This is a genomic window from Trueperaceae bacterium, from assembly GCA_023954415.1.
Lineage (GTDB): Bacteria > Deinococcota > Deinococci > Deinococcales > Trueperaceae > JAAYYF01.
This window is the reverse complement of the sequence record JAMLIB010000003.1, coordinates 71,560-91,611: the sequence shown is the minus strand read 5'-3', so window position 1 is coordinate 91,611 and position 20,052 is coordinate 71,560. Positions and strand designations below refer to the sequence as shown.

The 20,052-nt window shown below is 70.4% G+C and carries 18 protein-coding genes; 1 reads left to right on the top strand and 17 read right to left on the bottom strand.

What is annotated here, in order from left to right:
- The first annotated feature begins 11 nt into the window (after positions 1-11).
- On the top strand, positions 12-1,430 hold the full coding sequence (locus M9914_04575) for a TldD/PmbA family protein (GenBank protein ID MCO5173446.1): 1,419 nt from the start codon (positions 12-14) through the stop codon (positions 1,428-1,430).
- Positions 1,431-1,463: 33 nt separating this feature from the next.
- Here the strand turns inward: M9914_04575 and M9914_04570 are convergent, their stop codons facing one another.
- From M9914_04570 to M9914_04490, 17 genes are all read right to left on the bottom strand, one after another.
- The gene (locus tag M9914_04570; protein MCO5173445.1) at positions 1,464-2,444 is read right to left on the bottom strand and encodes a substrate-binding domain-containing protein; all 981 of its coding nucleotides are present in this window, start codon (positions 2,442-2,444) and stop codon (positions 1,464-1,466) included.
- Positions 2,441-3,628 (bottom strand): ROK family transcriptional regulator, encoded by a 1,188-nt coding sequence (locus M9914_04565; GenBank protein ID MCO5173444.1) that lies wholly within the window; start codon positions 3,626-3,628, stop codon positions 2,441-2,443. Before M9914_04565 ends, M9914_04570 begins: the two co-directional genes overlap by 4 nt.
- A 53-nt stretch (positions 3,629-3,681) precedes the next feature.
- Positions 3,682-4,755 carry a glycosyl hydrolase family 18 protein gene (locus tag M9914_04560; protein ID MCO5173443.1) on the bottom strand — a complete coding sequence of 358 codons (1,074 nt, stop codon included), beginning with the start codon at positions 4,753-4,755 and terminating at the stop codon, positions 3,682-3,684.
- Entirely contained in the window at positions 4,752-6,323 is a 1,572-nt protein-coding gene (gene nagZ / locus M9914_04555) for a beta-N-acetylhexosaminidase (protein ID MCO5173442.1), read from the bottom strand. The genes M9914_04560 and nagZ overlap by 4 nt, the downstream gene beginning before the upstream one ends.
- A gap of 5 nt (positions 6,324-6,328) precedes the next feature.
- Complete coding sequence (locus M9914_04550; protein MCO5173441.1) at positions 6,329-7,186, bottom strand: carbohydrate ABC transporter permease; 858 nt, start codon at positions 7,184-7,186, stop codon at positions 6,329-6,331.
- On the bottom strand, positions 7,179-8,825 hold the full coding sequence (locus tag M9914_04545; protein MCO5173440.1) for a sugar ABC transporter permease: 1,647 nt from the start codon (positions 8,823-8,825) through the stop codon (positions 7,179-7,181). The genes M9914_04550 and M9914_04545 overlap by 8 nt, the downstream gene beginning before the upstream one ends.
- Before the next feature lie 79 nt (positions 8,826-8,904).
- Positions 8,905-10,140, bottom strand: a complete 1,236-nt coding sequence (locus M9914_04540) for an extracellular solute-binding protein (GenBank protein ID MCO5173439.1) — start codon at positions 10,138-10,140, stop codon at positions 8,905-8,907.
- Positions 10,141-10,383: 243 nt separating this feature from the next.
- A complete protein-coding gene (locus tag M9914_04535; GenBank protein ID MCO5173438.1) occupies positions 10,384-11,733 on the bottom strand; it encodes a HAMP domain-containing histidine kinase in 1,350 nt (449 codons plus the stop codon).
- A 2-nt stretch (positions 11,734-11,735) separates the two neighbouring features.
- Entirely contained in the window at positions 11,736-12,395 is a 660-nt protein-coding gene (locus M9914_04530; GenBank protein MCO5173437.1) for a response regulator transcription factor, read from the bottom strand.
- On the bottom strand, positions 12,370-13,032 hold the full coding sequence (locus M9914_04525; protein MCO5173436.1) for a hypothetical protein: 663 nt from the start codon (positions 13,030-13,032) through the stop codon (positions 12,370-12,372). Before M9914_04525 ends, M9914_04530 begins: the two co-directional genes overlap by 26 nt.
- A 22-nt stretch (positions 13,033-13,054) precedes the next feature.
- On the bottom strand, positions 13,055-13,825 hold the full coding sequence (locus M9914_04520; GenBank protein MCO5173435.1) for an FAD:protein FMN transferase: 771 nt from the start codon (positions 13,823-13,825) through the stop codon (positions 13,055-13,057).
- A gap of 98 nt (positions 13,826-13,923) precedes the next feature.
- Positions 13,924-14,262, bottom strand: coding sequence for a hypothetical protein (locus M9914_04515; GenBank protein ID MCO5173434.1), 339 nt, complete (start codon positions 14,260-14,262; stop codon positions 13,924-13,926).
- Positions 14,259-14,753, bottom strand: a complete 495-nt coding sequence (locus tag M9914_04510; GenBank protein ID MCO5173433.1) for a hypothetical protein — start codon at positions 14,751-14,753, stop codon at positions 14,259-14,261. Before M9914_04510 ends, M9914_04515 begins: the two co-directional genes overlap by 4 nt.
- Positions 14,754-14,854: 101 nt before the next feature.
- On the bottom strand, positions 14,855-16,099 hold the full coding sequence (locus M9914_04505) for a hypothetical protein (protein MCO5173432.1): 1,245 nt from the start codon (positions 16,097-16,099) through the stop codon (positions 14,855-14,857).
- A 1-nt stretch (position 16,100) separates the two neighbouring features.
- Entirely contained in the window at positions 16,101-16,880 is a 780-nt protein-coding gene (locus M9914_04500) for an outer membrane lipoprotein-sorting protein (protein ID MCO5173431.1), read from the bottom strand.
- On the bottom strand, positions 16,867-19,146 hold the full coding sequence (locus tag M9914_04495) for an MMPL family transporter (protein MCO5173430.1): 2,280 nt from the start codon (positions 19,144-19,146) through the stop codon (positions 16,867-16,869). Before M9914_04495 ends, M9914_04500 begins: the two co-directional genes overlap by 14 nt.
- 169 nt (positions 19,147-19,315) lie before the next feature.
- On the bottom strand, positions 19,316-19,972 hold the full coding sequence (locus M9914_04490; GenBank protein ID MCO5173429.1) for a TetR/AcrR family transcriptional regulator: 657 nt from the start codon (positions 19,970-19,972) through the stop codon (positions 19,316-19,318).
- Positions 19,973-20,052: the final 80 nt, after the last annotated feature.

The window sequence follows — 20,052 nt, the reverse complement described above, 5'->3', positions numbered from 1 at the left end:
ACCATCGGAAGATGCTGAACCACGATACGTACGCTTCCCTCATCCAGCAGGGGCGGCTCGCAGGCGCGGACTACGTCGAGGTCTACGTCGAGCGTTGGCGCCGCCGTCACCTGCGGACCATCGACGGCCAGGTCGAGGACGCCACGAGCGCCCTCGAGCACGGCGCCGGCATCCGGCTGTTCTTCGGCACGGACGTCGTCTACGGCTACACGAACGACCTGACCGACGCGGCGCTGGGCGAGCTTCTCGGCAGCCTGGTGGCCGTGCGCGGCGGTGCAGGCACCCCTGGGGCGCCCGGAACGCCCGACGCGAAGGGCCGCGGCGGGCTCGACCTGCGTAGGCTGGACGCCGGCCCGGACATCCACGCGCCCAGCGTGCCGTTCGACGCGCGCGACAAGGCCTGGCGCCTCGAACGCCTCCGCGAGCTCGACGCAGGCGCGCGCCTGGCACCCGAGATCAAGCAGGTGGAGGCGCGGCTCCTCGAGTGGGAGCAGGACGTGAGCGTCGCCACCTCGGACGGCGCCGTGGTGGACGACAGGCGCGTCCGCACGCGCCTGATCGCCCAGGCCATCGCGTCGGACGGCAAGGACACCCAGACGGCCCACGACGGCCCGGGGCTGTCGCTGGGACTCGAGCTCCTCGACGCCTACCCGCCGGCGGAGATCGGGATGCGCGCGGCCGAGGTCGCCCTCCTGAACCTGCGCGCGCGCAAGGCGCCGGCCGGCTCCATGCCCGTCGTCATCGGCAACGCCTTCGGCGGGGTCATCTTCCACGAGGCCCTCGGCCACCTGCTCGAGACGACCTCGGTGGCGCGCAACGCTTCCGCGCTCACGGGCAAGCTCGGCGAGCAGGTCGCTTCGGAGGTCGTCACCTACGTCGACGACGGCACGACGGCCAACGGCTGGGGCTCCTCGCGCTTCGACGACGAGGGCTTGCCGACCGAGCGCACCGTGCTCATCCGCGACGGCGTCCTCGAGAGCTACATGGTCGACCGCTGGGGCTCGCGCATGACCGGCTACCGCGCCACCGGCTCTGGCCGGCGCCAGGACTACACGTTCGCGCCGACGTCACGCATGCGCAACACGTTCGTCCTCCCGGGCAGCACGCCCAAGGCGGACCTGTTCAAGGGCGTCGAGCTGGGCCTCTATGCCAAGTCGATGGGCGGCGGCCAGGTCCGGCCCGGTTCGGGCGAGTACAACTTCGCCGTCAACGAGGGCTACATGATCAGGAACGGCGAGCTGGCGGAGCCCGTGCGCGGCGCCATGCTCGTCGGCAAGGGCCCCGAGTCCATCAAGCGCATCGTGGCCGTCTCCGACGACCTCTCGACCGCGCCAGGCATGTGCGGCTCCATGTCGGGGTCGTTGCCCGTCGAGGTGGGCCAACCGCACCTGCTCGTAAGCGAGATCATCGTGGGCGGGGAGGCCGCCTGAGGGCCAAGGCGTCGGCGACCCGCCGCCCGCGTCCTAGACGAGGTCAGAAGGCGCTCGCGCTCGGCAGCTGCTCGCGCGCCTGACGAGGTGCGTGCTGAGGAGCGTGCGCCCGCCGATGGCGCGCTCGGACGAGAGCTGCGCGACCAACTGCCTGGCGGCGCGCCGGCCGAGCTCGACGACGTCGGCCGCCACGGTCGTCACCCCGGCGGCCTCGGCCTCCGGACCGTCGCCGTAGCCGACGACCACGACGTCGTCCGGTACCCGCACGCCGGCCTGCCCGAGGGTCTCGGCCGCGGCGATGGCCATGAGGTAGTCCGCGGCGACCACGGCATCGAAGTCGTTCCCGGCCGCCACGAACTCCCGGAGCGCCCGCCGCGCCAGGTCCGGCGTGAAGCCGCCGACGAGCATGTGCCCCTCTGGCACGCGCAGGTCGTGCCGCAGGAGCTCGTCACGGAAGGCCAGCTCGCGCTCCCTGCTGTCGAGCTGCGAGGCGTCGCCGCCTATGTACACGGGTCGGCGTCTCCCGCAGTCGGAGACGACGTGCTGCATGAGCTGCTTGACGCCCTGGTGGTTGTCGAACATCACCGTCGGCTGGCCGGGGGCAGCGGAGTGGTGGCTGACGAGCGTCACCGGCAGCCCGGCCGCGGCCAGCCTGGCCAGGTCCGCGTCCCCGAGGGCGCTGGAGAGCACGAGCGCCCCTCGGGCACCCTGGGCGCTCCGCGCTCCCCGGGCGGTTCCCAAGGCGCGCTCCAGCAACGTTCCCACTTCGGCAGCGGACAGCCCGCCGAGCGCCACCGGTTCGAGCGACAACCCGTGCGCCGCCGCCACCTCCCCCGCCCCCTGGAGGACGCTGCGCTGGAACACCCCGTCCAGGTTGTTGAGGAGGGCGACGAGCACGCCCGGCTGGCCCGCGCCGACCTGCCACGCGGTTCCGGCCCGAGCGCGCGCCTCGGCGGCACCGGAGCGCGCCGGGTCGCCACGACGGCGCGAGTCGCTCAGGCGAGAGCGGGTCACGCGATCAGCTCCAGCTCGGCCCGGTTGGCCAGGGCGACCGCGCCCATCGCGCCGAGGCGGTTCGAGTAGGCCATGCTGAGCGAGACGTCCTCCAAGGCGCCAGCACCGAGCAGCGCCGTGGCCTCGGCGCCGAGCCGCGCGAGGAACCCCTCGCCCAGGTCCGTCACCCCGCCGACGAGCGACACGTTGGCCGGTTGCAGCACGGAGACGACCCACGCGAGGGGCCTGGCGAGCGCGGCCGCCAGCTCCGACAGGAGCTGCGCGGCGCCCGGGTCGCCGTCGCCCGCCGCCCGGCGCACGTTCAGGTACCGCTCGCCCCAGGGGAGCGCGCCGGGCCGCTCGCGCACGAGCTCGGCGGCGCGGGCCTTGAAGGCGCTCCAGCCGAGGTTCAGCTCATCGATCATCGGACCCGCGAGCTCGCTCCCGAAGTGCGCGCCGCTCGGGTGCAGCACGACGCCGAGCTCGAGGTCGTCGTCTAGGGTCATGCTCACGAGCGTGCCCGTAGGGGTGCGCTCCCCGAGGCCGTAGCTGAACTGCCCGAGCGCGCAGAGCTCGGCGAAGTTGCCCACGTGGACGGGCACGCCGAGCCGGTCCGTCAGCAGCCTGCCAAGCGGGACCTCGTCGACGATGCCGAGCACGGCGGAGCGCCTCACGACGCCGGTCCCCGGACGCACCCGCCCCGGCACGGCGACGCCTACCGCGAGGAGGGGCGCGTCCAGCTGCGGCACGAGCGCGACCACCGCGTCCTCCACCGCCTGCAGGACGGCGGAAGCTCCGGTCGTGGCCGTGCCGGTCGCGTCCATCGCGCCCCGCCCGGGCGCTATCGGCGCCGCGGCAGCCGGCTCCAGGACGTGCACGGCGCTCGTCTCCCCGGCCAGGTCGGCGAGGGCGGCGCTCACGCACTCGCTACCGAGGGCCACGCCGATGACCTGACGCGCCCGCGGGTTGAACGCGAGGAGCGTCGGGCGCTTGCCGCCGCTGCCGCTCGCCCGGCCGAGACCCTCCTCGACGACGAGCCCTTCGTCGATGAGCTCACCGACGAGGTTCGAGACGGTCGGCTTCGTGAGCCCCGTGACGGTCGCGAGCGCGGCGCGCGTGTTCACCTCGCCCTGGTAGAGCATGCGCAGCACCAAGCGGCGGTTGTGCTCCCTGAGCTGCTCGCGCGTGGCCTTGCTCGGCGTCATCTAGGATCGTCTGCCCCTGCTGGCCCGTTCGTAGATCATGTCGAGACCGCAGCCTACCTGGTCGCCGCGCTCGCCCGCAGCCGGCACTGCGCGGGGCGCGCGTCGCGCAAGACCTGCCAGGTGGCGGGGTCCTCTCCCCCGATCCCCCAGATCGCCACCCCGGCCGTCGCCAGACCGCGCCCGTCCAGGTCGCCGAGGCGCCCGGCCAACGTGAGGGCGTCCGACACGTACACGGTCTGGCGTGGCAGGCCGGTCACGTTCAGGTCGGCCGTCAACTCGCCGCTGTCCGGCTCGCGCGCGGCGTCGAGCTTGAACTGGTCGATCAGGCGCCGCGTCGCCTCCCACGTGGTCGCGGCCGCCGGGGGCCGTCCGCGCTTCCAGACGTAGCCGTAGAACGGGAGGCCGAGCTGGAGCTTCCCGGCACCCACCGCACCCAAGCCGTAGGTAACGACGTCCGCCACCCACGAGCGGGGCGCGACCGGCCCGGGCGGCTCGTTGCGGTTCGTGTAGTCGTACGTCATCACGTTGAAGACGTCCGCGACCGCGGCCAGGCGCGGCCAGTCCTGCGCCGCGGCGCTGGGGTAGCTGCCTGGCTCGGCCTCGGTCTTGGCGTGCACCGTGACGGAGAGGAGCTTGCCGCGCGCACGGAGGCCGGCGCCGAGGGCCTCGACGAACTCGCTGAAAGGCTCGCGCGTGCTCAGTGGGAACTCCTCGTAGTCGAGGTCGAGGCCGTCGTAACCGTTCTCGTCGACGAGAGCCAGGAGCGCGGCGACGTGGGCGCTCCTGCGCGGCTCGGCCAGGAAGCCCGAGTGTGTGGCGAACACGCTCGGCATCACGACCAGCCCGGCGCCCTTCCACGCCGCCACCTGCTCGCGCCAGTCGGCGCCCGCGCGCGACAGGACCCTGCCGTCGGCGTCGGGCGTGTACCAGAACGGGAAGACGACGTCCACGACGTCCGCGTTGGCGACGATCGTCTCGAAGCCGCCCGGATGATCCGATGACGGGTACCAGACGGCGACGCACCAGCTGGCGGCTTGCGCTCCCGCCGTCGTCAACGGCCCGCTGAGCAGGGCGAGCACCAGACCCGCCGCCTTCATACGCGTGCGGGCCAGGGCGGTGAGGCTCACGCCCGCGCTCCCACGCCCTCCGGCAACGAGACCGGCAGGGCACCCGTGGCCTGGATCTGGCCGCACAGCACGCGCGCCGCGGCCTCGGCCTGCGGGGTGCGCCGGCCGTAGGCGCAGATGGCGCGACCCACGTGATCGGCGACCACGACGTCAAGGGGGCTGCGCATGGCGACGAGCACAGGGTCGGCCCCGAGCGCGGCCAGGCGCCGCAGGAGCGCGAGCTGCGCCTCGTCGCCGGAGGCGTTGACCGTGGCGACGACGACCTCGCCCGCATCGCCGGCGGCGGCGCGAGCGCCACGCCAACGGGCCACGCGGGCCACGACCGCGTCGACCTCGCCCGTGTTCGCCCCGCGCGGGAAGCGCACTTCCGTGATCTCTGCGACGTACGCGCGCAGCGCGTCCGCCAACCCCAGCTCTTGCCCCGAGGTGGTCTCGGCGGGGGTGAGATCGCCCGCATCGACGCTCACGACCAGGACGGCATCGAGGGACGCGAGGCGCGGCTCGCCGCGCACGGCCGTGACGGCCGCCTCCGACGTGGCACGGGCCACCTCGCGGTGGAGCTCGGAGCCGATGACCGCGAGCGGCGGCAGCTCGCGCGGCAGGCGCTCGCGGACGGCCATGACGCGAGCCGAGCTCGCGGCGTCGGCACTGCCGAGGAGGCTCGCGACGATCTCCGCCTGATCCTCCAAGTGCCCAAGCAGGGCCAGGTCCGCACCCGCGGCAACGGCACGACGGGCACGCTCCACCCCGGACATGGCGCCGAACGCGTGCATGTCGAGGGCGTCGGTGATGACGAGCCCGTCGAAGTCGAGCTCGCCGCGGAGAAGGTCGCCGAGCACCGCGCGCGAGTGGGTGCCGACCGCGTCGGGGTCGATGGCCGGGTAGTACGCGTGGCAGGTCATGACGGCGGCCACCCCGGCGGCGATGGCGGCGCGGAACGGCACCAGCTCGCGCCGCGCCAGGGTGGCGAGCGGCACGTCGATGACGGGGGCGCCGTGGTGGCTGTCCTGGCGGGTATCGCCGTGGCCCGGGAAGTGCTTGGCGGTGGCCAGCACGCCGGTCGACTGCATGCCCACGATGAGCTGAGCCCCGAGCCGGCCCGCCAGGTCGGGGTCGGAGCCGAACACCCGCACCCCCATGACGTCGCTCTCCGGGCGGGTGGCGAGGTCCAGCACCGGCGCGAAGTTCATGTTGCAGCCCAGCGCGAGGAGCTCCATCCCGAGCACCACGCCGGTGGCGCGAGCGGCTTCCTCCCCCGTCGGTATCGAGCAGCCCGCCGCCACCGCACCCAACGCCATGTTGCCTGGCAGCTCCGTGGCGCCGTCCGTCACGGCCATGAGCTGGCCGCCCTCCTGGTCGATGCCGATGATGGGAGGCGGGAACCCGCCCTCGGCAGCCGCGGCCATGAGCGAGACGTTCAGCGCCCGCAACTGCTCGAGCGAGGCGAAGTTGTACCGAAAGAGGCAGACGGCACCAACGGAGCCGCGCCTCAGCGCATCCAGCACCCACTCCGGCGCCGTGTGGCCGCGGAAGCTGACCATGCACGGGGCGGCACTCCTGCTAGCCATGGCGCCTAACCTTTCGAGCCCGTCAGGGCGATGCCCTCGGTGAAGTAACGCTGCGTGAGGATGAAGATGACTAGGACGGGGATCACGAACAGGACGCTGGCCGTCATGATGTCTTGCCACGGGATGGGCGACTCCTGCAGGTTGTTCTTCTGCGCCACGTAGATGGGCATGGTGAAGAGCTCGGCCTTCTGCAGGTAGAGGAGCGGCTGGACGAGGTTGTTCCACTGGCCGACGAAGAGGAAGACCGTCACCGTCGCGATGGCGGGGCGCGAGAGCGGCAGGATGATGAGCCACAGCATCTGGAGCGGGTTGGCGCCGTCGATGGCGGCGGACTCGTCCAGCTCGCGCGGGAGCGTCAGCATGAACTGGCGCAGGAGGAACACGAGCGACGCGCCCCCCGCGAAGAAGCCCGGCAGCGTGATGGGGTTGAACGTCCGCAACCAGCCCAGCTCGTAGAAGAGGACGTACTGGGGAACCAGCGTCGCCTGCGCCGGGAGCATGAGCGTGCCGAGCATGAGCGCGAACACGACGTTGCGGCCCGGCCACTGCAGGCGGCTGAAGGCGAAGGCGACCACCGTGAGGCTGGACACGGTGCCAAGGAGCACCACCAGCACGGTGTAGATGCTGTTGCCGTACGCGCGGTAGAAGTTCCTCTCGCCCAACTGCTTCGTGTAGTTGCTCCACTGCGGCGTCTCGGGGAAGAGCGAGAGCTGCGCCTGGCTCACCTCGTCGATGGTCTTGAGCGACGTGCCGCCCATCCAGGCGACCGGGAAGAGGAAGAAGATGCCCGCCGCGATGAGCACGGCGTAGAAGAGCGTGACGGCCGTCGCCTTCCACCCGCGGCGCCAGAAGACGTTATTCATAGTGCACCCACCTGCTGTAGCGGAACTGCGCGACCGTGAGCAGCACGATCAGCACCGCGAGGATCCAGCTCGCCGCCGCGCCCTGACCGATCTCGAGCTGCCTGAACGTGCGCACGAACAGGAAGTAGGCGGCCGAGGCGAGGCTCTGCTCCGTCTGCGTGTTCTGGATGATGTAGACGGACTCGAACGTCTGCAGCGCGGCGATGAGCCCGATGACGACGTTGTAGAACATGGCCGGCGAGATCATGGGCAGCGTGATGCGGAAGAACTTCTGCCAACCGGTGGCTCCGTCCACGCCGGCCGCCTCGTACATGCTCCTCGGCACGCCCTTGAGCGCGGCGAGGAAGATGAGCATGCCGGCGCCGGAGCTCCACATGGTGATGAGCACGAGCGACGGCTTCGACCAGAGCTCGCTGGAGAGCCAGAGCGGCACGCGGTTCGCGTCCGGGAACTGGGCGACGACCTGCCGGAAGAGCGAGAAGTGGTGGTTGGCGGTGCCGGCAGCGGCCGACGCGGCGTCGAACGCCTGGAAGTACCTCACCCCGTCGACGGTGGAGCCGAGCGCGAGGAGGCCGAACAGCAGGCCCAAGCCGCCGAAGAGCCACTTGCGGCCCCTGTCGCCGAGGCGCGCGTACCCCACGAGCGCGCAGGCCGCGACGAGCAGCCCGAGCAGCCAGAGGGGCGAGGCCGCGTGCTCGGCGAAGCCGGTGCGCAGGTAGTCGAGGCTGCCGGCCTCGCGCACGCTCGTGCGCAGCGTCACGAGGTCGGCGAAGGTGCCGAGCCGCTCGAGCACGTGCGGCACGAAGCTCCCGCCCGTTATGGCCCGCACGCCGAGGACCACGACCAGGATGGCGCCGAGGACCTCCACGACCGTGCGGGCGACCTGACGCCTGGTGGCCTCGGCGCCGCCGAACGCGAGCGCCGCGCATACCAGGACGCCGAGCAACGCCGGCAGGACGTACATGAGGGGACCGACGGGATCGGAGCGCGTGACGCCGATGAAGAAGGCGTTGAAGCTCTCGACGGCGAAGATGAACGAGCGGTAGAGCCAGCCGAACGGCGGGATGAGCTCGGCGAAGCGCTGCAGCGACACGTTGATGAAGCCGCCGTTGCTCGCGAGCATGTAGCGCCACGCGAGCAGGATGGCGGGGCCGCCCGCCAGGATGACCGGCATGTAGAACACGAGCCGGAAGAACGGCATGCCCCTTAGGGGCTGCGCGACCATGACCGCCATGGCGAGCGCGGTGCCGATCTGCAGGGGCACGCCGACGAGCGCGTAATAGAAGGAGTTGTACATGGCCTGCATGAAGCGGCGCCCTTGCGCGCCGAGCCCGCCGAGCAGGGTCTTGTAGTTCTCGAGGCCGATCCACTCGATCGAGCGCCCGAGCTTGTAATCGGTGAACGAGTAGTAGAGAGATAGGAGCGCCGGCCCGACCACGAAGATGACGAAGCCGATCAGCCACGGCGAGACGAGCGCGTAGCCCCAGAAGACGCGGCGCCGCTGCAGGACCCCGGCGCCGCGCGCGCCGGCGACCCCTTGGGCGAGGCGGCCGACCAGGTAGCTCCCGACGACGATGAACGCCACCGTGCCGAGCGACCAGTAGAAGTTGTGGAGTCTGGCTACGACTGCGGGGTCCACGCGCGGTTCGTCCTCGTCAGGAAGATAGGGCGGGGCCGCCGGCTAGCTGCGTGCACGGCGGCCCCGTGAGGCCTAGGACCTAGAGGTAGCCGTTGTCCTCGAGGATGGAGTCGTACTCCTCCTTGAGGGCGTTCTGCGTGTCCTCGAGGCTCTGTTGGTCGGACAGGTACATGCTCACCTGCTCGACGATGAGCGGGCGGAGCTCCGCACTGGCGCGGATGTCGGAGAAGGCGCGGCCGTAGTCGACGGCGGCGTCGAGCATGCTGTTCCAGACGGGGTTGGCGCGCAGCGCTTCCCACGCGTCCGTGCGCACGGGCGTGAAGCCCGCGACGTTGCTGAGGGCGATGGCGTTGTCGCGGCTGCCGATGAACTTCAGGAAGTCGACGGCGAGCTCCTTGTCCTTCGCGTAGGCGGGGACGGAGAGCCAGTCGGTGAAGACCTGGATGAGCGGCTGGCCGTTCTCGCCGGCCGGGTACGGGCCGATGGCGATGTTCTCCCAGAGCGGGTCGGACGTCGGGGGCATGTTCCACATCGGGAAGATGCCGCTGACCACGAGGCCGGAGGCGATGGGGTAGCCGCTGATGGGCGGCAGGCCGGCCGTCAGCTCGGTGGGGAGCACGGCACGGCGCCTGTCGTACATGAACTTGAGGGCCTCGGCCGTCGCCGCGCTGTCGAAGGCGCTGCTGCCGTCGGCGTTGTAGAGCTCGCCGCCCGCGCTCCAGATGTAGGCGATGAACTCCTGGGCGTCGAAGAGGCCGCCGCCGATGTCCATGAAGCCCATCTTCGTCATGGCGTTGTTCTCGACGCCGGAGTTGGCCGCCACGAACGCGACGGAGTCGGCGAACGTGAGAGGCGGGATGGCGCCGGCGTCAGCCGCGAGGTCCGGGCGGAAGAACATGGGGCGCGGGCTCATGAGGAGCGGGAGGCCGACCATGTGGCCGTCGAACTTGGCGACGTCGAGGGCGGCGGGCAGGAACTCGCCGAGCTCGCTCCAGTCCGCGAGGTACGGGTCGAGGTCGGCGAGCAGCGAGCCGAACGTGGCCGCGTACTCGGAGCCGAGGTAGACGATGTCGGGGCCGTCGCCCGTCGTGATCCAGCCGGCCACGGCCGCGTCGAAGTCGCCCCAGCCGCCCGTCAGGATGTCGAGCGTTACGTCCGGGTGGGTCTTCTGGAACTCGGGGAAGGCCGTGTCGCGGAACCAGTTGAGCGTGTCGTCCGTCAGGCCGGTGATGTAGATCTCGAGCGAGCGCTGCGCGTTGACGGTGCCGAGTAGCAGCCCGGCCAACGCGATCAGCATCAGGAACTTCTTCTTCATGCTTGCCTCCACGGTCTTCGTTCAGCGTACCTGGGTCCTGCTCGTTACTTGGCAGGCCCGTTCGTCGCCTTGAGCCGCTCGGCCTTCCGAGCAGGCCACTGTCGCAAGTCGCTGTTCCTCGTCACCTCCCTAGGCGGGGCCTCACGAGACCGGTCGGTTAGTAAGGCCAGGTTACTTACTATGCTTGGGTCAAGGTTAGGGGGGCGACGGGCGATTGTCAAGTGAGTTCAAGGGGGGCGCTCCTCAACCGAGCGGCGCCGGGAATCTCACCGTCACGACGAGTCCCGAACCTGGGGCGCTGTTCAGCTCCCACCGCGCGTCGTGCCACTCCACGATGCGCTTCACTATCGCGAGCCCCAAGCCGCTTCCCGTAGGGCCGCCTCTCCCGGCGCGCGTGCGCGCCGAGTCGGTCCGGAAGAAGGGTTCGGCCGCCCTGGGCAGACTGGCCTCGTCGATGCCAGGACCCTCGTCGCTTACGCACAGCACAGCTCCACCCTCAGGGGACCGCCAGGTACTCACGTGGGTCGGCGCGCCGCCGCCGTGGTGAGCCGCGTTGTCAAGTAGGTTGCCGAGTAGTTGGGCCAGTAGCGTCGCGTCGCCTGCAACCTCCGGGGTATCCGGGGCGAACGAGGTCGTTAGGAACACGCCAGGACGGGCCGCGCGAGCCGAGTCGACTGCCTCTCCCGCCACGCTCACGAGGTCCAGCCTCCGGAGGTCGTTCGGCGCCCCGTCGTTGGCCAGCATGAGCAAGTGGTTGACGAGTCGCACCATCCCGTCGACATCGAGCCCGATCTCGACCAGGGCTGCGCGATAGGCGCTCGCGTCGCGCCTGTTCGCCAACACGCCTTCTACCCTCGTCTTGAGCGCGGTGAGGGGGGACCGGAGGTCGTGCGCCGCGGCCCGCAAGAAGGCGACCTCCCGGTCCATCCCGTCCGCCAAGCGCCCGAATGCCGCCTGCAACGTGTTGGCGAGTCGCCCCAGCTCGTCGGTAGCGTCTACACCCTGGATTGGCGTGCGCAGCTCACGGGAGCTGGAGATGGCCGCTGCGGCGCGCTCGAGGCGGGCAACGGGAGTCAGCATGTTGGCGGCAAGTAGGTTGCTGAGCAGCGCCACGAGGACGGCGGCGACCGGCACGATGACGGCCAGCGCCATCACGTAAGCGCGGAGCGCCAGCTGGGTACCTGTGGGGTCGCCCGCCAGCTGCAGCGTGTAGCGCACGCCGTCCTCGCGCAACTCGCGCGTCAGCACCTGGTGTTGCGCCGACCTCGAGCGCCCGAGGCTCGAATCGACGGGGATCGCCGGGAAGCCAGGCGTCGCCGCGAGCACCACGCCCTGGTGCAGCAGGCGCACATGTACGTCATCCGGAAAGTCGTGGTCGAACTCGAGTACGTCATGTTTATCGCTGGCCACGTGGACACTCACCTGACCAACGAGGCGCTCGAGGCGCTGTGCCTCACCCACCTCGAGGAACTGGCGCAGCACGAGGAACAGGGCCAAGGCCGTGACGAGGAGCACCACGACCGTCTGCGCCAGCAGGGCGACCGCCAGGCGGCGGTGGAGGTTCGGACGCCGAAGCCGTGCGAGGAGGCGCACCCTCATGAGGCTCGGTACCCCCTGCCCCGCATACTCTCGATCACCGAGTCCGCCAGCTTCTGCCGCAAGTACCTGACGTACACGTCCACCACCCGGGGCTCCCCGAAGAAGTCGGGGCCCCAGACGCGGTCGAGCAGCTCCTGGCGCGTGAACCACCGCTCGGGCGCGCGCAGCAGAGCCTCGAGCACGTCGTACTCACGCCCGGTGAGCGCCACCTCGTGACCGTCCCACAGAACGCGGCGCTCACCGGCGAGGAGTTCGCCGCGCCCGCTACCGAACCCGATGCGCTCAGGAGCCAGCTCGTTGCCGCGCCGCACCAATGCCCGTAGCGTCGCCTTCAGCTCGGCCAGGGCGAACGGCTTGACCAGGTAAGCGTCACCGCCGAGGTCGAGGCCCGTAACCCGGTCGGTCAGCTCGCCCCGCGCGCTCAAGAACAGGATCGGGGAGGCGACGCCTTCACTGCGCAAGGTCCGCGCCACGTCGAAACCGTCCAGGCCCGGCAGCATCACGTCCAGGATCAACGCGTCGAACTCCCCCGCGCGGGCCTCCGCGAGCCCACCAGGGCCGTCTTGGACCCATGCGACTCGGTGACCACCCTCCTCCAAGGCCTCGACGAGGGGGGCGCCTATACGCGGGTCATCCTCGATGACCAGCAGCCTCATGCGCTCCGGCCTCCAGCCTCGGGCACCGCCCCTCCGCGAGCCGCACCGAGACGGTGAACGCAACCAACGCCAGCCCTGCAAGGTAGAGCCACGCGAGTCGGTCGCTGCCTATCAGCATCCCATGCAACGTGCCAGCAGCGAACCCGGGGTAGGCGAACAGGTGGAACACCTTCACCCAGCGACCGCTCAAGACCCTGCGCCCGGCGAAGCTCAGGTACGGCGCGAGGAGCAAGTAAGTGCCGATCGTGCCGAGACCCATGGCGAAGGGCGAGAACGTGGCGAGCCCCGGCACGAGCACACCGTCCAGCGACTGCGGGTAGTGCGCGCTCACGAGCGACAGCGCCACGTGGATGCCGACCAGTGCCAGACCGCTCCCGGCCGTCAGACCGTGCCACCCGTACTGCAGCGGCTTGGCCAGCCAGGCGGGTGGCGCGAAACGCGCGGCCAGGAGAGCGCCGCTCGCCACGCTCAGGGCCAGGAGCGCGTAGCCGATCACGCCCGTGAGGCGGAGGAACCCCCAGGTCCACTCGCCGGGCGCCAGTCCGGCGTAGGCCAGAAGCCAGTAGAGGCTCAGGGCCGCGAGCGGCAGCCACACCAGGTAACGGTTCAGGCGGGAGGCGCTGGTGGTAGTGGTCACGAGAACGGTCCAGTCACGCTCGTCACCGGAGGGTGCCGTCCCGGTCGACGACCCAGGCCTGCTCGACCTGGAGCGTCTCCGGGACGGGCACGCCCAGGAGCAGCAGTTTCGTGGCCAGCTCGGCCAGGGCGAGCGAGCGGCCGACCACCGTGGCCTGCGTCCACCGTCCACGCACGGGCCTGCCGGTGCGCGGGTCGATGAGGTGATGACCACCACGCCAAGCGCGGCGCGCCACACTCGAGGTGGCTACCGCCCAGGCGCCGGGGGGCAGCTCGAGGTGCCAAGGCTCGGCGGCGCCCATGACGTTCACTCGGCTCGGCGCGGCGGAGCGGATGAGTACGTCGCCGCCGGCGTCGATCACGACCCGGTCGAGTCCTGTGGCCACGCGCTGCACGGCCCACGACTTGGCGGTGCCGCCCAAGTCGAGGGCCGCGCCCGGCGGCAGGACGATCTCGTCGGCAGACACCACGAGCTGCTCGATAGGCGGCACGGGTGGTGGCTTGCCCTCCCGAGCCTGCCAGTCGACGCCCTCGCTCCAACTCCCGGAGTAGCCGTGCCACTCGAGGGAGCGCCCCACCAGCGGCGTGACCAGGCCGTCCGTCAAGTGGCACGCCTCCACGGCCCAGCGGACGGCCGCCAGGAGTTCAGGCGCCGGGTCGCGCAGCCGCCCGGTGCGGTTCAGGCCCGCGACACCCCCGGCGGGGTCGAAACGCGTGAGTAGCGCCTCGAGGCGGCGCAGCTCGGTCGCCAGGCGCCGCGCTTCGGGTGCTTGCACCGCGATCGTCGTGCCCATGCCGCTGAACTCGACGCGCACGGTAGACGGCGGGGGGGCGGGGCGCTGGCGGCCGCCGGTGTGACTTGGGCGTGGGCCGAGCGAGGGGAAGTGCGCTGTCATGACGCTCGCGTGCCGGCTACGGCGGAACGCGACTCACCGCGGCGCAACGTTGCCCCTGTAGCGGCCGGCGCGACGGTTGCGTGAGGGGCGAGGTCCGAGCCGTCGTAGGTGCCGATCACACGGCCGCTCGGGTCCACGACCACGACGCGCACGCTCGTCCCGGCAGCCGCGAGCGGGGGACGTTCCCCGCTCGTCAAGCGCGCGGCTACCGCCCCGTCGCGGTCGTCCATCGCGAAGCGCAGCGTCGCACCCGCGCCCAACCCGATCAACACCGCCAGCAGCCAGGTCGTCGAGGCCGTCTTGTCGAACTTCGGGCGGCGAGGCTTGGGGTTCATCGCTCGCTCCGCACCAGGGTCGTCGCGGGCCGGCTGCCGGTGACCCGGTAGCGCAAGCCTTCCCGGTCATGATCGTCGTCGTGATCGTCGTAATCGTCGTCGTGATCGTCGTCATCGTGCCTGCGGTCCGGCTCATCGCAGTCGCTTCCCCGCCCGTCCCGCGTGTCGCGTCCAGTTCGGACGGCAGGGTCGAACGCGGCGGCGATCCCGGCCACCGCCCCCGCGTCGAGGACATTGGGGGTCGCCGGTGGCCTACCGTCTGGCCCGGCGAGCACCGTTCCATCCGGACCAACCAGCATCCACCCATCCTCACCACCGTTCACGGGTACGAGGGCGGACCCCGGGGTAGCGACGACCTTGGTCGGGTCGGTGGACTGGTCACTCGCCGGGCCGGACGCCGTGCCGGGCCGCATGGCGCCCATGAGCGTGTTACCTCCTGCGAAGGCCACCGCGGCGGCGAGACTGGCGATGATCAAAGTGCGTCGTGTCATGTCGAACCCTCCTTGCGGCATAGGTTGCGACGGCACGGTTAGGCGGGGGTTAACGCCGGCCGTCCGGGTAGCTACCGACAGCCGGCGACCCCGGTCGATGGTCAGAAGGAGTAAGCCACCGCCACCCGCAGCTGACTGTTGTTCCGCCAGCCACCGAACTCGGTGCCCGCGCCGCCGTAGAAAACGTAGGCCTTCGCCTCGCCCGTCACCCCGTCCGCGAACGTGTACGCCACGCCCGGCACAATCAGGCCACTGCCGTCCAAGCTCTGTAACCAAACGAGGTCGAAGCTCGTGCGTGCATCCGACTGGTACGCGAGCACGGTCATTGTCTTGAAGGTCGGGTCGGCCTCTCCACCAGCGTCGGGAGCGGTGTAGTCGAGCACGCCCTGCAGCACTACCCGCGGGCCGCCGGGGATGAGGTACTCCCCGCCCAGCACTGCTTGCAGCGAATGGTTGCCCACCGCCGGGTCGGTGCCGTCCGCATCGGCGGTGAACTCGTAGGCCGCCTCGCCGCGCACCACCACCGGACCGATGGCGCCGGAGAAGTCGACCCCCACCAGCTGCATGCGGTCGTAACGGATCACCGGCTGGAGGTGGAACTGGCCGGGGGTGCCGGTCGGCACCAGACGCGCGCTCGCCGTCGGCTCGGTGCGGAAACCGGTGAAGTACGTGGCGCTCACGTCGAACGCGCCAGCCGCTAACGTGGCGCGCGCGCCGAACTGCACGTTGCCGAGCTCGGCCGTGGGCACGTGTACCTCGGGCGGTAGCACCCCGACGACCGTCGCGCCAGGCGGTAGGGTCGGTGTCGGGGCGGTGCGCCACGCCGTGCCCGGCTCACTGGAGGGGGTGAAGAGCGGCACAACCGCGAGCTGCACGCGCGCGTCACCCGCGTGAACGGAGCCGTACAGCATCGGCACGGCGATCTTCTCGCTATCGGGTGGGAACGTGAGGTCGCGGGGGTTGAGCACGTCGACTGGGTTCACGCCGTCCGTCGAGCCCCACGCCCTGCGCTGCTTGCCGACCGTGATGTCGACATCGGTGAAGTAGAGGGTGACATGCGCCTCGTCGAGCTCGAAGCGAGTGGTGCCCGTCGCCGCGTCGTAGCCCGCCTGGATGGCGGCCGTGTAGGCGGCGTCGGGGAAGAAGCCGGAACCCACCTCTCCTTGGAGCCGCAGTTCCAAGTCGGCGGCGGCTACGCTCAGACCGCCGTCGACCGCGACGCCGAACAGGGCCGACGCGCGCCCGCTCAGCTGCGGCGCCTCGGCGCGCACGGTGCCGACGGCCCAGGTCGGCGCCAGGATGAACGCAGCCGTCAGCACCCTGCGTGCGATGGTGGCAGCGCGCACGTCAGCGCCTCAGGAAGCGCTCGGTGAAGAGGTCGGCCGGGAGCGCCTCGTCGAGCACGAGGTTCGACTGGGTGATGACGGTGACGGTGGTCGCCTTGCCGTCTCGCACGCTCTCCATGCGCCGCTCGGTGGCCACGGTGTACCCGGCCACCTCGGCGAGGCCAGCGACGGTGAGGACCTTCACGAGCTCGCCCGCCCGGTAGTACTCGACGCGTTGCGGCACCAGCGTGGCCTCGGGCACCTCGATGACGAGGCGCTCGTAGCTCGAACCGCTCGCGGGTGTCGGGACGGCCTCGACCACGTACGTCGGACCGTCCCTCACCCCGAGCAGCTCGTGGGTGTAGTCGGCCTGGTCGAGGCCAGTGATGTCCTCGTAGGTGAAGTCGGAACCGAAGAACGAGTCGCCCTGCTGCCCGCCGGCGATGCGCCGCACGCGATCGAGCGCGGGTAGGTAGACGAGCTTCTCCTCGCTGCCGTCGGCGGCCGTGATGGTCAGGAAGCCCGAGCCCTTGATGTCTGCGGGCGCCGTGAACTTGATGATGCGCTTAGCGGTGCCCTCACTCCACGTCTGCATCTCACGCGTGAGCGTCTGGCCGTCGGCGGTCGTGATGGTCATGGTGAGGGTGGCCTGGCTGGTGGCGGGCTCGGGACGGGCATCGATGGCGGCCGTGAGGGCAGCGGCGTCCGCGTACTTCTGGGCGGAGCCGAGGCCGACGGTGGCGAGTACCAAGACCAGCGCGAGGGTGGTCCGCGCGAGGCTGGGGAGTTCAGACTTCTTCATGGGTCAACTCCTTGGAGAGGTGGACGCGAGCGTGAGGGTCGCGCAGGAACCTGAGGCTGGCGGCAGGCAGGAGGGTGAGGGTGGCCACTCCGACGAGGCCTACGGTGAGCAGCATGAGCCGGCCGAGGGTAGCGACAGGGACGAAGCTGGCGAAGGCTAGAGCGCCGAAGCCGGCGCCGAGCGTGAGGGCCGTGAAGAGGATCTGCCTGCCCGTGCTGTAGAGGGTGTGCATGACGGCCTGCTCCGGGTCGCGGCCGTGCCGGCGCTCCTCCATGTAGCGCACGGTGAGGTGGATGGCGTAGTCGCCAACACCGATGGCGAGGGCGCCCATGAGCATGGTGGCGAGGTTGAGGGGCAGCCCGAGCCAGCCGAGGAGGCCGTACTGCAACGCCACGGTGGAGAGGAGCACGATGATCGTCACCGCAGCCGCACGGAACGACCGCACGAAGCTATCGATGATCAGCACCAGCGCGATGGCGAGGGTGAGGCTGATCACGAAATCGTGGCGCATGGCCTGCTCGATCTCGCGCTCGAGCAGAGGGTTGCCGGTGAATCTAACGGTCGCGAGATCGCCGAAGCGCGCTTCGGCCAGACGAGTCATCTCGTTCGTCACTGCCGCGACGCGCTCGGTCGACATCGACTTGGCCACGAAGTTGATGACGCCCTGCTGCTGATCGAGGGTCATGAAGCGCGTCAGGTCACTCACGTCACCAGAGGACTGGTAGAGCAGTAGTTCCTGCGCCACCGCCTCGCGCGTGCGGGGCAACGCGTCCTCGCCGGTGAGCGTGAGGTTGAGGGCGCGGATCACGTTCACGATCGACTGCCCGGCCCCCAGTTCCGGGAGGTTCGCCACGTCGTGCTGGTAGGCCTCCATGGCTGCCAGGAGCGCCGGGTCACCGAGGTCGCCCTGCAACCACACCGTGATGGTAGAGGAGCCCCCCAGCACTTCCTCGACGGTGGCCACGCTGCTGCGCGTGGCGCCCCCTTCGGGGAAGAACGCCAGGATGGAGGTATCGGTGACTATGCGTGGGACGCCGACCAGGCCTGCCAGGACTACTGCGACCGCGGTGAGGACGACGACGCGGGGCCGGCGGGTGGTCAGCCGCCCGAGGCTGGCGAGCACCCTGGCGAGGCCACCCGGGTTCTCCGGGTCGCCAACGTGCTTCGGGACCGGAAGCACGTTGAGGAGGGCCGGCAGAAGGACCATGCTGGCCAGGAGCGACGCCAGGACGCCCAGCAGCGCCACCAGACCGAGGCCGCGCACCATCTGGAGGCTGGAGAGCATGAAGGTGCTCATGGCGGCCGAGATCGCGACGCCGGACACGATCACCCCGAGGCCTGTCTCGCCGAGCATCCTGTCGATGGCGACCCTCTTCCCTGCCCCGTGCGCCAGCTCGAAGTAGTAGCGGCCCAGCATGTTGATGATGAACGAGCTCGCCACGGCCATGACGGCGATGGGTCCGATGACCGTCAGTGCCATGAGCTTGCCGCCCAAGAGCCCGAAGAGGCCCATGCCCCACACCACGCCCAGGAGGATCAACGCGAGCGGCAGTAGTGTGCCCTGCAGCGTGCGGAAGTTCAGGAAGAGCATCAGCACGATGACGACGAGTGCCAGGCCGCCCAGCACGGGCAGGTCGCGACCGATGATCGACTGCAGCTCCATGCTCGTGAACGCCTGGCCGGCGAGCGCGTACTCGCCCACCCATTCGGTCCGGACCGTCTCGACGACGCTCTTCGCGAACGCGTTGGCGTCCAGGCCATCGGCCATCTCGATGATGAAGCTGGCATGGCGCCCATCGCTGCTGACGAGGGTGACGTTCTGATACATGGGCGACCCGGCGAGGTAGGCACGGGCGGCTGCCAGCTCCTCCGCGTCGGGCTCCACGCCAGGGGCCTGCCTGGGTATGAGGTCGTCGACGATCAGGAAGCCGTCGTCGTCGACCATGCGCTTGGCCGTTGCCACGGAGGTGACGTCCTCGACGCCCGCCAGGCGTTGCAGGGCCGCGTTGAGGGCAGCGACGCGCGCCATGGTGGGGCCGGAGTAGATGTCGCCACTCGTGACGAGCAGCAGACGGTCATGGTGCCGGAACGTGGCCTGGAGTTCCTCGGCGATGGCGTCGACGCGCGAGTCGTCCGGATAGAGGGACTCCGTCGCGGCGGCCGTCTCGATCCGGGTGGCGCTGATGGCCAGGACCACCGTGACCGCCAAGAAGACGCCGATGACGACCCGGCTGTGCTGTAGCGCGAAGCGGGCGACGTGGGTCATGTGGGGCCACGTTCGGCGGAACGGGCGCGGCGCGCGCGCTCGGGGCGGGCGCCGGTGCGGAGCTGGTGGTGAGGTCCCGGAGTCATGTTCAGCGCTTCTCCATTCTGATGACCAAGTACTTGCTCAATTAACAGGAGACGGTCGTTCGCCGCTGCGGTGCCCCCCTCGCTCAGGCAGGCTCGGCGGTTCGACCGGCGGTGGTCGCGAGGGCCCCGCGGAACCAGGTATCCAGCATCTCGCCCGTGAAGCGCGAAGCGCGCGCTCGCCACTCCTCTGGTGGCAGGCCGCGGTTCGTCAGGAAGAACATCATGAGAGACGAGAAGAACATCAACGCGCTCGCCCGCACCGGAAGGTCGGCGCGCAGCTCGCCCGCCCGGACGCGCGACGTGAGGTAGGCCGACAGCGCCCCCGCGAGCTGGTCGACGACCCCGCGGAACGCCCCTCCCAGCTCCGCGTTCGTCTGCGACTCGGTGAGGAGCATGGTGACGATGTCCGCCTGGCTCTGGATGACCTCGACCCAGCCGAGCACGATGCTGCCGAGCACCTCGCGCGCCGGCAGGTCCTCGAGACCCGCAAGGAGCTCGAGCGCCTCGGCGAGGAACGTCATGCGCTGCCGCGCCACGGCGATGAGCAACTCCGCCTTGGTGGGGAAGTAGTGGAAGATGAGGCCTTCCGTGATCCCGACCTCTTGCGCGATCTGCTTCGTCGACGTACCAGCGTAGCCATGCTGCGCGAAGAGGTTGAGCGCGGCGTCGATGATCTGCAGGCGCCGCGCCTCAGCCTGCTCGCGGCGGGTGGTCCTCGTGGTCCTTCTCGTCTCCGGCACCTAACCCCTTCTTTCGTTAAGTATCCACTCAGTCACTTCTGTTAGAAGCTTACGGGCCGACGCAGCATCCGTCAAGGCCA